Raw genomic sequence first — 12940 nt, 5'->3', positions numbered from 1 at the left:
AGCGTATGTCGACCGCGGTACTCGGTGCCGGTAGTTGGGGCACCGCTCTGGCAATCCATCTGGGAAGCATGGGACACGACGTGGCCCTATGGGGCCGCGACCATGACCTGCTCGGCGCGATGGCGGAACGCCGCGCGAACCCCACCTATCTCCCGGACGTCACGTTTCCCGCACAACTCCGGCCCACGTCGTCGTTGACCTTGGCCCTTGCGGGCGCGCGGCATGTGATTGTGGCCGTGCCCTCGCACGGCTTGCGGGCCGTGGTGCGAAACGCCGTGCCCCACCTTGAGCCCGGTGTGATCCTGGTCAGTGCCACCAAAGGCCTTGAGGCTGATTCACACGACCGGATGTCGGAGGTGCTGACGGAGGAGACCGGCGGGCGCAATCCCGTCGTGGTGCTCTCCGGACCAAGCTTCGCGGCTGAGGTCGCGCAGCGCCTGCCCACAGCGCTCGTGGCCGCGTCAACAGACGCCGTGGCGCTCGCCGCAGTTCAGGAGGAGTTCCGCGGCCCGGTCTTCCGCCTCTACGCGTCCACCGACGTCGTCGGTGTCGAGATTGGCGCGGCGCTCAAGAACATCATTGCTATTGCCGCGGGTGTGGTGGAGTCGCTGGGTCTTGGTCACAACGCGATGGCGGCGCTCATCACTCGCGGCCTCGCCGAAATTTCCCGACTCTCGTTCGCGATGGGTGGGCAGCGCGAGACGCCTTCGGGCCTCAGCGGGTTGGGAGATCTGGTGCTGACGTGCACGGGTTCGCTCAGCCGCAACCGCCATGTCGGCGTGGAACTGGGCCGGGGCCGATCGCTCGACGACATTCTGGCGGGCATGCGAATGGTGGCCGAGGGTGTGCGCACCACTCCCGCCGCGCTCGCGCTGGGGCAACGTCACGGTGTGGAGCTTCCGATTGCGGCGCAAATGGCCGAGGTCCTGGCGGGCCGCAAGACGCCTCGCGCGGCTGCGGGCGATTTGATGTTGCGGCCACAGCGCTGCGAACAGGAAGCCGGAAAGGTCTGATGGCGCTTTTTGACCGTCTGCGCGCAGGGCTTGCGCGCACCGCAAAACAGATTCGCGACCGCCTTGCTGACGCCGAGCAGCCGTCGGCCTCAACACAGGCACCCGCCTCAACAGGCGGCCGGCCTGCGTTGGCGCTCGATACGCTTGAGGCGGTTGAAGAGGCATTGATCGCGGCCGATGTCGGCTTGCCGGCCACCGAGCGCATCGTGGAAGCCGTGCGCCAGGATCGGGTAGGTTCCATCAGTGCGCGCGTGGGACGTGAAGTACGCCGCATCCTCAGCGAGACCGACGCGCCGAAAGCGATCGTTTCAACTCCGCACGTCATACTCATCGTCGGCGTCAACGGCACCGGCAAGACGACAACCGTCGGCAAACTGGCCAATCTGTACCGGGCGGCCGGCCGGTCGGTGCTGGTCTGCGCGGCAGATACATTTCGCGCCGCTGCCGTCGAGCAGCTCGCCGTGTGGACCGAGCGCGCGGGTGTTGACCTGGTGCGAGCGAAAACCGGATCCGATCCGGCGGCAATCACATTCGACGCGGTGACTGCAGCCAAGGCCCGCGGGCGCGAGATTGTGCTCGTGGACACGGCAGGGCGGCTGCACACGCGCGCCAACCTGATGGCCGAACTCGACAAGATTCGCCGCATTGTCTCGCGCGAGGTCCCGGGCGCGCCCCACGAGGTGTTGCTGGTGCTTGACGCGACTGTGGGGCAGAACGGTCTGGTGCAGGCACGTGAGTTCCAGCAGGCGAGCGGCGCCAATGGCATTGTGCTGACCAAGCTTGACGGCACGGCCAAGGGTGGCGTGGTGGTGGCCATCGCGCACGATCTGAAACTTCCCATCCGTTACATTGGCGTGGGCGAGGGGATCGACGACTTCCTGCCCTTTGACGCCGGCGCGTACGTGGACGCGCTTTTCTCAGAAACGAAGTAGCACCAGTGCTCGCGCCGACCGATGCCGCGTGGATGGCCCGGGCGATCGCGCTGGCCGAACGCGGTCGCGGTCGCACACATCCCAATCCGCTCGTCGGCGCGGTGGTGGTGTCGCCCGAGGATGTTGTCGTTGGGCAGGGCGCGCACCTGGTGGCGGGTGGTCCGCATGCAGAGGTCATCGCGCTCGACGATGCCGGGGACCGGGCGCGCGGAGCAACGTTGTATTGCACGCTCGAACCGTGCAGTCACACGGGACGCACCGGGCCGTGCGTTGACCGGATCGCGGCGGCCGGCGTTCGGCGGGTCGTCACGGCGATTCAAGATCCCAATCCGCTGGTGGATGGCCGCGGCCATGCCTGGCTGCGCGAACGCGGCATTGAGGTGGCAGTTGGCGTCGGCACAGACGACGCCGAGCGGCAGAACGCGCCGTTCCTCACATGGATGCGGTACCGTCGCCCCTGGACCGTGCTCAAGACCGTGACGTCGTCTGACGGCTTTGTCGGGCGGGTTGGGGAACGCACCCAACTCTCGGGCGCCGCGGCGGATCGCTGGATGCATCGCCAGCGGGCGTGGATCGATGCCATTGCGGTGGGCGCCGACACGGTGCTGGTGGACGACCCGGAACTGACGGCCCGCGGGCCGATGCGCACTCGTCCGCTGACCCGGGTCGTTTTCGACTGGCGGGGGCGTACATCACCCGGGGCGCGCCTGTGGTCGACCGGTTCGGCCGGTCCCGTCATAATGGTGGTGTTGGATTCGACGGTGCAGGCCGAGCCGGCAAGGTTCGAGGCGCTCGCGGCGCAGGGCGTGCGGGTGGATGCGTATCCCACGCGCGACCTGGCCGCCGTGGCGCGCCGGTTGGCCGAAGACGGTGTGCAGTCGCTGGTGCTTGAGGGTGGGCCGTCGCTGCAACAGGCGTGGCTCGACGCGGGCTTGGTGGATCACCTGCAGTGGCTGGTCACTCCGGCCGTTCTGGGCCACGGCGTGCCGATGGTGCCTGCGGTACGGGCGCGGTGCGAGGCGGTGCCTTCCGAGCGGTGGCAGCGGTTCGATGCCGACTGGTTGGTGGACGAATGTTTACAGGGTTGATTGAAGCCGTAGGCCGGGTCAGCGCGGTTGACGAGCTGCCAGGCGCTCGGCGTATAGCGATCGATACGCCACTGGCCACCGAGCTCGGCCTTGGCGACAGCATCGCGGTAAACGGCGTGTGCCTCACGGTCGTGACGCAATCAGAAACCGGGTTTGCCGCCGATGTTTCGCCCGAGACGCTGCGAGTCACGACGCTCGGCGAATGGCGCGTGGGCCGGCGGGTGAACCTCGAGCGTCCGATGCGCGCCGACGATCGCCTCGGCGGCCACTTCGTGCTGGGCCACGTGGATGCGGTCACCGAGTTGACCTCCGTGCGTGCAGAGGGCGACTGTTACTGGCTCGAGTTCCGTGTGCCTCCCGCAATCGAGGCGTGCCTGATTCCCAAGGGGTCGATCAGTCTCGACGGGATCAGCCTGACCATCGCGGCACTCACTGAGAAGTCGTTCGCCGTGCAGATTGTGCCGCACACGTGGGCGCAGACCGCACTGCCCGATGTGGCGGCCGGCGCGTCGGTGAATGTCGAAGGTGACGTGCTCGGCAAGTACGTGGCCCGCATGATGTCGTTGCAGTCTTTTGAAGGGATGAGTCGCAAGTGAAAAGCGCCAGTCTTCGTCTAGCCAAGGGCCGCAAGGCCTCGCCGTTCGCGCCCATCGACAAGGCCGTGGCCGCCTTTCGTGAGGGCCAGATGCTTGTGGTCGTCGACGATGAGCATCGGGAAAACGAGGGGGACCTGACAATGGCCGCGTCGAAGGTGACGCCTGAAGCGATCAACTTCATGGTGAAACACGGGCGCGGGCTCGTGTGCCTGTCGATGACGCCCGAGCGGCTGATCGAACTTGATGTGCCGCTGGAAGTGAGCGACAACTCGTCGCGGCGTGAAACCGCGTTCTGCGTCTCGATCGATGCACGTGCCGGGACGTCCACGGGTGTGTCGGCTGCCGACCGCGCGCACACCGTGAAGGTGGCCATTGATCCGAACACGAAGCCGAAAGACCTGGCCCGGCCGGGACACGTCTTCCCGCTGCGAGGCCGTCCTGGCGGCGTGCTGGTGCGCGCGGGCCACACCGAGGCGGCAGTGGATCTGGCGCGGATGGCCGGGATGGAGCCGGCCGGCGTCATCTGCGAAATTCTCAATGAAGACGGCACCATGGCGCGCGTGCCTGAGCTGACGAAGTTTGCACGCAAGCACAAGCTGCTGATGATCACCATCGCCGACCTGATTCGGTATCGCATGCGCACGGAAAGCCTGGTGAAACGGACGGCTCGCGCCGCGTTGCCGACTGCGCATGGGCCGTTCGACGTCTATGCCTATGAGTCGGGACTTGATGGGGAAACGCACGTCGCGCTTGTGCGCGGTGATGTGGGTGCGGGTGAACGGATCATGGTGCGCGTGCACTCGAAGTGCCTGACCGGCGATGTGTTCCATTCGTCTCGGTGTGACTGCGGCCTGCAGCTCGATCGCGCCATGGCGCTCATCGCGGCTGAAGGGCAGGGCGTGTTGCTCTACCTGAACCAGGAGGGCCGGGGCATCGGCCTGGCCAACAAGATCAAGGCCTACGAGTTGCAGGACCAGGGGCTCGATACGGTGGAAGCCAACGAAAAGCTCGGGTTCAAACCCGACCAGCGCGACTACGGCATCGGCGCCCAGATCCTGCGCGACCTGGGTGTGCGCACGATGCGCCTGCTCACCAACAATCCGCGGAAGTTCGTGGGGCTGGAAGGGTACGGGTTGTCGGTGGTGGAATCGGTGCCGCTCGAAATTGAAGCGACCGAGTTCACGCGCCGGTACATGAAAACGAAGAAAGACAAGCTCGGTCACAAACTCTCATCCGTGTAGGGCAGGTGATCATGGTGGAAAGGCCCTTGGGGCGCATCGTCAGTGCTGTCGTGGCGGCAGTCCTTGCCGCGGGACTCGCGCTTTCCGCCCAGGAGCCGGCAAAGCTCGACACGTCACTTCCCGCGCTGCTGGTGCGGCTGGGTGCGTACATCGACACGTTCGAGAAAGATCTGGCGACCGTGGTCTCCGAGGAGCGCTATTTCCAGGAGGTCGCTCCGATCCACGGCATGTTCGGTGACAAGCGCGAACTACGCTCAGATCTGCTGCTGGCCAAGGCCGGCGACATGGGGTGGGTGGCCTTCCGGGATGTCTACGAGGTGGACGGCAAGGAGGTCCGCGACCGTACCGACCGGCTTGTGGACCTGTTCATCAAGCCCACTGGCGACAGTGCCGCCCAGGTCAAGAAGATCGTGGAGGCCAGTTCGCGCCTGAACCTGGGCTGGGTCAGCCGGAATATCAACGTGCCCACGATGGTCCTGCAGTACGCCAGGACGGCCGAGCAGCACCGGTCCGAGTTCAAGCGCGGAGGCACCCTGGAGGTGTCGGGTATTGAGGCCCGTGAAGTCCGGTTCCAGGAGCGCAAGATGCCCCGGTTTGTCGAAACCCGCGACAACGCGGCCGCCTCCGGCAAGTTCTGGATCGAGGAATCGTCCGGGCGGGTGCTTCGAACCGAGTTGAGAATCAACACCGGGTCCACCACGGCCCTGGTGACGGTGGGGTATGCCGAACAGCCGAAATTGAAGCTCTGGCTGCCGTTTTTGATGAGTGAACGCTACTCAACCCCCCGCCAGCCGGTCATCACCGGCCGGGCCACCTACGACAACTTCCGCCGGTTCGACGTCGCCGTAGAGACGATCATCAAGTAGAACGGCCCGGATCGCCAGTTTCCGGTTCCCAGATGGCCGATTCTGCCTTAAGATAACTGTTTGCGCCTGAACCGGTTAGGGCTACAGACGGGGTGTGGCGTCGGGGCCGGACAGGCGGCGTGAACGGTATGTTGGAGTCGCTCAGCACACGTCTACAGGACGTTTTCAGGTCGCTTCGGGGCGAAGTGCGCCTGAGCGAAGCGAGTGTTGACGCCGCGCTGCGCGAGATTCGGCTCGCGCTGCTCGAAGCCGACGTCAACTTCCGCGTCGTCAAGGCGTTTATCGACCGCGTGCGGGCGAAGGCGATTGGCGACGAGGTGTTGCGCAGCCTGTCGCCGGCGCAGCAGGTGGTGCGGATCGTCCGCGACGAGATGCTGGCGCTCTTCGGTGATGTCACCGGGGGGCTCACGCCGGATGCGCGGTCGCCCCGCGTGGTGTTGATGCTGGGGCTGCAGGGCTCGGGCAAGACGACGACCTCGGCGAAGCTGGCCCGGTGGCTGGTGGCGCAGGGGAAGCACCCGATGCTGGTGTCCACCGACGTGCGTCGGCCGGCGGCCATCGAGCAGTTGTCGGTGCTGGCGGGGCAAGTGGGTGTGCGGGTGCACGACCCGGCGGGTGAGTTGGACCCGGTGGTGCGAGCGTCGGGCGCGTTGGCTGCAACCAGGCAGCTGGGGTTCGACACGCTCATCGTGGACACCGCGGGGCGGTTGCACATCGACGACGAGCTGATGGCCGAGCTCGAGGCGATTGCGGCGGCGGTCAGTCCGACCGATCGGTTGTACGTCGCAGACGCGATGACCGGCCAGGACGCGATTCGGAGCGCGGGTGAGTTCAACGCGCGGATGAGCGTGCCTGGGACGGGCAACGGGGTCACCGGCGTGGTGCTCACCAAGCTCGACGGTGATGCCCGGGGCGGCGCGGCGTTGTCGGTGGTGGGCGTGGTCGGTGTGCCGATTGCGTTTGTGGGTGTGGGCGAGCGGCCACAGGATTTCGAGCCGTTCCATGCGGACCGGCTGGTGTCACGGCTGCTGGGGATGGGCGACATCCTCACCCTCATCGAACGCGCAGAGGGCGCGCTTGATGCGGAGAGCCGCGAGAAGCTCGAGAAGAAGACGCGTCTCGATGACTTCACGCTGGATGATTTTGCAGACCAGCTGCGCACCATCACGAAGATGGGGCCGCTGGACCAGGTGCTGGGGATGATTCCCGGACTTGGCGCGATGAAAGAACTGAACGCACAGCGCGCTCAGGTGGATGGCAAACAGGTGGGCCGGGTGCAGGCGATCATCAGTTCGATGACGATTGAGGAGCGCCAGGACCACCAGTTGCTGAACGGCAGCCGTCGCAAGCGCATCGCGCGCGGCAGCGGCACGTCGGTGGAAGAGGTCAATCGGGTGCTGAAGCAGTTCGTCGAGATGCGCAAGATGCTCAAGACGATGAGCGGCGCAGGTGGCGGACTCAAAGGCAAGCAGCGCCTGATGGGCATGTTACGGGGCAGGTAGAAGGAGACAGCATGGTAGTGATTCGTATGCGGCGGGCAGGTTCGAAGAACCGGGCCTTTTACCGCATTGTCGTGACCGAGTCGGCGGCCGCACGCGAGGGCCGCTTCATTGAAATTCTCGGCCACTACAATCCGCGCACATCGCCGGAAACACTGGTGATCGATCGCGAGCGGTTGGCGCACTGGGTGAAGAGCGGCGCGACGCCGTCCGACACGCTGCGCACGTTGCTTGCCCGCGCGCCGGTGGCACCGGTGCAGGAAGCCGCTCCGGCCGCATCGTGAGCCGGGCGCGCGACGTCGTGGACGTGGTGGCGCGCGCACTGGCGAGCCAGCCCGACGAGGTGGACGTGGTGGAGTACGAGCGCCGCGACCAGACCGTTGTGGAACTGACGATGGCGCCGGGCGACCTGGGCCGCGTGATCGGCCGGCAGGGACGGACCGCCACGGCAGTCCGGACGCTCGCGGCTGCGGCCGCGGAACTCGACGGCCTTCGGGTCAGCGTCGACTTCCGCGACGACTAGGCGCGGGAGGGCGACGCAGTGGATTGGGCGTCGATGGTGCAGGTCGGTCTGGTGGTGCGGCCTCACGGCCTGCGTGGCCAGGTGGTGATTGCGCCAGACACCGACTTCGGTGACGAGCGGTTTGCCGTGGGCGCACAGGTGTGGCGCAAGTCAGGTGGCAACCCGATGGCGTTGACGGTGACCGACAGTCACCCCCAGTCGGACCGGTGGGTGGTGGCGTTCGAAGGGGTCACCTCGGTGGAAGAGGCTGAGGCGTTGCGCGGCGTTGAGCTTCGCATCCCCGAACAGTCGCGGATGCCGCTGGGGCCCGACGAGTATTACCTCTACGACCTCGTGGGCTGCCAGGTGCAGACCGGCGCGGGAGTTGAGGTGGGACAGGTGAAGGCGGTCTACACGGGGGCGGGCGGCGCGCTGCTGGGTGTGGATCGCGATGGTGCCGAGGTGCTGGTGCCGCTGGTGAAGGCGATGTGCCCCGAGATCGATGTGGTGGGGCGTCGCATCGTGGTGGATCCGCCTGAAGGGCTGTTGGACGTGAACGCGCCCGCAGCGAAGGAGCCGAAGGAGAAGTCTGGCTCGAAGGAGGCGTCACGATGACCGCGATTGACGTCGTGACGATCTTCCCCGCGATGATCGACGCGGTGTTGTCGGAAGGCGTTGTGGGCCGCGCGCGGAGCAAGGGTGTGGTGGATGTGAAGGCGCGTGATTTGCGCGACTACACGTCGGACAAACACCGGGTGGTGGACGACATGCCCTTCGGAGGCGGACCGGGCATGGTGCTGAAGCCCGAGCCGTTGTTTCGGGCGGTTGAGGAGATTGCCGCCGAGCGCGGAGCGGCAGACGCGGTGGTGCTGATGACGCCGCAGGGACGGCCGCTCTCACACGCCGAGGCGTTGCGCTTCAGCCGCATGTCACGCATCGTCGTGTTGTGCGGGCGGTATGAAGGGGTTGACGAGCGGGTGGCAGAGACGCTTGTGACCGATGAGATTTCGATTGGGGACTATGTGGTGACGGGTGGTGAACTCCCGGCCCTGGTCCTGGTGGATGCGGTGGTGAGGTTGATCCCCGGCGTGGTGGGGGATGAGGCGTCGGTGGAGCAGGATTCGTTTGTCAGCGGATTGCTCGATCATCCGCACTACACGCGGCCGGCGGTGTTTCGTGGACTTGCGGTGCCTGACGTGTTGTCGAGCGGGCACCACGGGGCGATTGAAGAGTGGCGGGCAGGGCAGCGGTTGGCGCGCACGAAAGCGCGGAGGCCCGATCTTCTGAAGAACGAAGACCTGCTGAAGAAGTTCGAAGAGTCGGTAAAGGAGCACAGCTCATGAATGCGTTAGAGATGATTGAACGTCCCCACCTGGTGGAGCGGCCCGAAATGCGATCGGGCGACACCGTGCGCGTACACGTGAAAGTGCGCGAGGGCGACAAGGAACGAATTCAGGTCTACGAGGGCATGGTCATTGGCATGCACCGTGGCGGATCGCGCGCGTCGGTGACCGTGCGCAAGGTGTCGTTCGGCCAGGGTGTCGAGCGTATCTTCCCGCTGCACTCGCCCACGGTGGACAAGATCGAGATCATTCGCAGCGCCAAGGTGCGCCGCGCGAAGCTCTACTTCCTGCGTGAACTGCGCGGCAAGGCCGCCCGCATGAAGGAAAAGCGCCGCACCACCTAGAGCGTCCGGGGCCGACATGGCGAAAGCCCGGGCGTCGCGCGCGATCGAGAACGCCGCGCGGCGTCTGGGCGTGGTGCATGTGGCCGGTGTGGATGAAGTGGGGCGCGGGTGCCTGGCAGGGCCGGTGGTGGCTGCTGCCGTCATCCTGCACCCCGATCACCACGTGGCCGGCGTGGCCGACTCGAAACTGCTGTCGGCTGAGGTCCGCGAGCGCCTGTCGTCCGAGATCATGGCCTCCGCCGTGGCGTGGACCGTCAGCGTGGTTGACGCCGGAGAAATTGATCGGCTCAACATCCATCGCGCGTCGCTGCACGCCATGCACCTCGCCGTCATGGCGCTGGTGCCGTTGCCGGGCCTGGTACTCATCGACGGATTTCCCATTCCCCAGCTCGTGCTCGCGCAACGGGCGCTTGTCGGCGGCGATCGGAAAGTCAGCGCGATTGCGGCCGCGTCGATCGTGGCCAAGGTGCATCGCGATCGACTGATGCGGGAATTGCACGATCGCGACCCCCGGTATGGATTCAACCAGCACAAGGGGTATGCCACGGCCGAACATCTGGCGGCCGTAGACCGGTGGGGCTATTCGGCAGCCCATCGGCGCACGTTTCGGCAACCAACGCTGTTTTCTCCGTCTGATACGATGCCTGACTAGTTCTTCGGAGAGACCGCCATCCCTTTTTTCCTGCGCCTCCTGCTTTCGGCCTACCTCATTGAGGCGGGGTTCCTGCTGATCCTGGCGCCATGGACGGCGCTGTGGGACCGCAACTACTTCGCCGCGTCCTGGCCGTGGCTCTCCACGCTGATGAGCAACTACTTCGTGCGTGGTGGTGTGACCGGCGTTGGGCTGGTCACCGGATGGGTGGGCGTGAGGGACCTGACCAGGGCCTTTGTCAGTCGATGGTCTGATCCCGCATGACGCTGTGCCTCGTGACCGACCGGCATCAACTTGACCCCGACGCGCGCACCGAACGCGACTGCGCACTCACGCTGGCTCGGTGGCTCGAAGAGGCGGTTGCTGCCGGTATCGATGTGATTCAGCTGCGTGAGCGCGACCTCTCTGCGCGGCTGCTGTGTGATCTCGCTCGGGCCGTAGCCGGCGTCGCGTCGGGCACTCGCACCAGGGTGGTCGTCAACGACCGCGCCGATGTCGCGCTGGCCTCCGGCTGCGCCGGCGTGCACCTGCCAGGCGACGCGCCACCAGTCGCGCGTGTGCGCGCGCTGGCCCAGGGCAGTCCGGCCCTCGTAGCGCGGCCTGATCCGTTACTCGTGGGACGCTCGGTGCACAGCGTCGATGAGGCCCGCGTCCACGCGGACGCCGACTACCTGTTGTTTGGCGCGGTGTATGAGTCGGGCCCCAAGCCAGGCCGGGGCCTCGATACGCTACGTTCTGTCGTGAAAGCCGCAGGGGCAGTTCCCGTGCTCGCCATCGGGGGCGTCACCGTGCAGCGCGCGGCGGAGTGCATGGCCGCGGGCGCCGCCGGCGTGGCCGCCATTCGATGTTTTCTCCCACCCGGGCGCGCCGCAGGGGCGCTCGGCATTGCCGCCTGCGCGGCCGCGCTGCGCGGGGCGTTTGACCGGGCTGCAACCGGTCATCTACAGTAGGAATCGAACCAATCGTATGAGTGAAGTCGGACTAGAGTTGAGACACGCCCGCGAGGGCCGGGGCATTTCGCTGCAGCAGGTGGCTGCGTCCACCAAAATTGCGGTGGGAGTGCTCGAGTCCCTCGAACGCGGCCATTTCAAGAAATTGCCGGGAGGCATCTTCAGCCGCGCGTTCGTCCGTTCCTACGCGCTCGAGGTGGGGCTGGATGCTGACACGGTGGTGGCGAAATTTGTCGCCGAACTTGCGTCCGCCGTGCCCGACGAGAGCGAAGCCGTGCGGCCTGATGTGACCGACGATGACCTGGCTTTTCTGGAACGTCAGCGGAAAGCGTCGCTCGTGTTGCGCATCGCGATCGGCCTGATCGTGGTGGCGGTGATCGTGGCGTTCGTCGTGTGGCGGATGAACCGGTCAGTCGGCTGATCCACGCGGGCGCACGCCCCACTCCGATCGCATCTGCGACAACCCATCCATAAACACCGCGGCCTTCTCGCGGTCGTCTTCGGACGTGAGTGCCTTGAACAATGCAATCGCCTTGGTCAGGTCCTTCTGGACCGTGGCCTTGCTTGTGTTGAAGTACAGCTTGCGAATCGCGGCAACAGACATCGTGACCTTTCAGGATGTTACTTCCCTGATGAATTTTCCACCATGTAGGCCATGAAGATCCATGAAGGCGCGGGCTTGGGTGCCGCCTTCGGCGGCACGCACGATCGGAGGGAAGTCACAAACGAACGCACCTGAAAAAGACGTCGGGTGTCTCCCGACGTCTTTTTCTCAAGCGGTGCGTTCGTTTGTGACTTCCCTCCGATCGTGTGGCCCCGGCGGAGCCGGGCCCCCAAGCCCGCGCTTCTGACAGCGCGTGACCCTTCATGGATCTTCATGGAACTTCATGGTGAACGATCTGACCTTAGGACCGCGTGAGTTTCACGCCGTCGTCGTCAATCGTGCAGTCGAGCACGCGGGCGCCGCCGGCCGTGAGCGCCTGGGCGACGGCGGTCTTGCGATCGGGTGGCACGAGGCAGAACAGGCAGCCGCCGCCACCGGCGCCGCAGACCTTGCCGGCGGTGGCCCCGGCCGCTCGAGCCGCCGCGAGCAGCGCAGTAATTTCTGGTGTCGTCACGCCGGGCGCCAACTTCGTGCGGCAGTCCCATTCGGCGTTTAAGTGCCGGCTCGCGGCCGTCCAGTCCTGCGCTGACAACGCCTGTCGCATGCCGACCGCCGCGTCGCGAATGCCGTTGAAGGCGGCCACCACCGCAGGGTCGCCATCGATGCGGCGCTTCATCACTTCCCAGTTGTTGATCCCCGAGTTGCGCGACGCGCCGGTATAGGCCACAACGATGCGGGCCGTGAGTTCGGCAGCGGGGAGATCGAGTTGGACGCGGCGCACTCCGGTGGCGTTGAGTTCCACGGCTGAGACGCCGCCGTAGAGCGCCGGCCGGTAGTCCTGTGCGCCCGTGGGCACATGGATGACCTGGGCTTCCACGTTCATGGCGGTGAGCATCACCTCGGCGTCCGACGTGAACCGGCCCGTCCACACCGAGAGGGCTTTTGTGATGGCGATGTTCATGGCCGACGAGCCGGCAATACCCGCGCCCACCGGCGAATCCGAGCGCGTGGTGAGGGTGATGCCCGACACGTCGAACGTGTGCACCAGACGGGCGAGCAGCGGCAGGTGCGTGAGGTCGAGCGCCTCGGCTGAAGACGCCGACGCCGACTCGCCGGTGTCTTCCGACCGCAGTTCCACACGCCCGTCCGCCCTCGACTCAAGCGTGCAGGAGGCACGCAGGCTCAGTGCGGCGTTGATCGTTTGCGCGTGATCGTGAAAAAGATAGAGGGGCCAGATGTCGAAGGTGCCGCCGGCAAGGTCGATGCGGGTGGGAGCAGAACAGTCAATACGCACGCGGGCATTATAATGG

Annotated in this window: 17 protein-coding genes; 15 read left to right on the top strand and 2 right to left on the bottom strand. The window is 66.0% G+C overall.

Translation table 11 applies throughout. The annotated features are described in order from the left end of the window. Positions 1-5 precede the first annotated feature (5 nt). The 15 genes from IPL75_12270 (at position 6) to IPL75_12200 (ending at position 11447) form a co-directional block, all read left to right on the top strand. Positions 6-1013 (top strand): NAD(P)-dependent glycerol-3-phosphate dehydrogenase, encoded by a 1008-nt coding sequence (locus IPL75_12270; protein ID MBK9241012.1) that lies wholly within the window; start codon positions 6-8, stop codon positions 1011-1013. Beyond that, a complete protein-coding gene (gene ftsY / locus IPL75_12265) occupies positions 1013-1945 on the top strand; it encodes a signal recognition particle-docking protein FtsY (protein MBK9241011.1) in 933 nt (310 codons plus the stop codon). The genes IPL75_12270 and ftsY overlap by 1 nt, the downstream gene beginning before the upstream one ends. Before the next feature lie 5 nt (positions 1946-1950). Beyond that, positions 1951-3033, top strand: coding sequence for a bifunctional diaminohydroxyphosphoribosylaminopyrimidine deaminase/5-amino-6-(5-phosphoribosylamino)uracil reductase RibD (ribD, locus tag IPL75_12260; GenBank protein ID MBK9241010.1), 1083 nt, complete (start codon positions 1951-1953; stop codon positions 3031-3033). After that, on the top strand, positions 3030-3629 hold the full coding sequence (locus IPL75_12255) for a riboflavin synthase (protein MBK9241009.1): 600 nt from the start codon (positions 3030-3032) through the stop codon (positions 3627-3629). The genes ribD and IPL75_12255 overlap by 4 nt, the downstream gene beginning before the upstream one ends. Next, positions 3626-4870: a bifunctional 3,4-dihydroxy-2-butanone-4-phosphate synthase/GTP cyclohydrolase II gene (locus tag IPL75_12250; protein ID MBK9241008.1), complete on the top strand. Its 1245-nt coding sequence runs from the start codon at positions 3626-3628 to the stop codon at positions 4868-4870. Before IPL75_12255 ends, IPL75_12250 begins: the two co-directional genes overlap by 4 nt. Before the next feature lie 11 nt (positions 4871-4881). Beyond that, positions 4882-5736, top strand: coding sequence for a hypothetical protein (locus IPL75_12245; protein ID MBK9241007.1), 855 nt, complete (start codon positions 4882-4884; stop codon positions 5734-5736). 128 nt (positions 5737-5864) lie between these two features. Then, positions 5865-7238, top strand: a complete 1374-nt coding sequence (gene ffh / locus IPL75_12240) for a signal recognition particle protein (GenBank protein MBK9241006.1) — start codon at positions 5865-5867, stop codon at positions 7236-7238. A gap of 11 nt (positions 7239-7249) precedes the next feature. Next, positions 7250-7519, top strand: a complete 270-nt coding sequence (gene rpsP / locus IPL75_12235) for a 30S ribosomal protein S16 (GenBank protein ID MBK9241005.1) — start codon at positions 7250-7252, stop codon at positions 7517-7519. Further along, a complete protein-coding gene (locus tag IPL75_12230; protein MBK9241004.1) occupies positions 7516-7758 on the top strand; it encodes a KH domain-containing protein in 243 nt (80 codons plus the stop codon). Before rpsP ends, IPL75_12230 begins: the two co-directional genes overlap by 4 nt. Positions 7759-7791: 33 nt before the next feature. Then, positions 7792-8352 (top strand): ribosome maturation factor RimM, encoded by a 561-nt coding sequence (gene rimM / locus IPL75_12225; protein MBK9241003.1) that lies wholly within the window; start codon positions 7792-7794, stop codon positions 8350-8352. After that, a complete protein-coding gene (gene trmD / locus IPL75_12220; GenBank protein ID MBK9241002.1) occupies positions 8349-9080 on the top strand; it encodes a tRNA (guanosine(37)-N1)-methyltransferase TrmD in 732 nt (243 codons plus the stop codon). Before rimM ends, trmD begins: the two co-directional genes overlap by 4 nt. After that, complete coding sequence (gene rplS / locus IPL75_12215) at positions 9077-9424, top strand: 50S ribosomal protein L19 (protein MBK9241001.1); 348 nt, start codon at positions 9077-9079, stop codon at positions 9422-9424. The genes trmD and rplS overlap by 4 nt, the downstream gene beginning before the upstream one ends. Before the next feature lie 16 nt (positions 9425-9440). After that, entirely contained in the window at positions 9441-10076 is a 636-nt protein-coding gene (locus tag IPL75_12210; protein MBK9241000.1) for a ribonuclease HII, read from the top strand. 260 nt (positions 10077-10336) lie between these two features. Then, positions 10337-11026: a thiamine phosphate synthase gene (locus IPL75_12205; protein MBK9240999.1), complete on the top strand. Its 690-nt coding sequence runs from the start codon at positions 10337-10339 to the stop codon at positions 11024-11026. A gap of 16 nt (positions 11027-11042) precedes the next feature. Continuing rightward, positions 11043-11447, top strand: coding sequence for a helix-turn-helix domain-containing protein (locus IPL75_12200; GenBank protein ID MBK9240998.1), 405 nt, complete (start codon positions 11043-11045; stop codon positions 11445-11447). On the opposite strand, the gene IPL75_12195 is transcribed toward IPL75_12200, so the two are convergent. Both IPL75_12195 and IPL75_12190 read right to left on the bottom strand, forming a co-directional pair. Continuing rightward, a complete protein-coding gene (locus IPL75_12195) occupies positions 11436-11630 on the bottom strand; it encodes a hypothetical protein (GenBank protein ID MBK9240997.1) in 195 nt (64 codons plus the stop codon). The two genes, IPL75_12200 and IPL75_12195, sit on opposite strands and share 12 nt — an antisense overlap. A 301-nt stretch (positions 11631-11931) precedes the next feature. Continuing rightward, positions 11932-12924 (bottom strand): GHMP kinase, encoded by a 993-nt coding sequence (locus IPL75_12190; protein ID MBK9240996.1) that lies wholly within the window; start codon positions 12922-12924, stop codon positions 11932-11934. Positions 12925-12940 lie beyond the last annotated feature (16 nt).

It is taken from the genome of Acidobacteriota bacterium (assembly GCA_016716905.1).
Classification (GTDB): Bacteria; Acidobacteriota; Vicinamibacteria; order Vicinamibacterales; family SCN-69-37; genus SYFT01.
The sequence above is the reverse complement of the archived record's forward strand: the minus strand, read 5'-3'. Positions and strand labels throughout refer to the sequence as shown.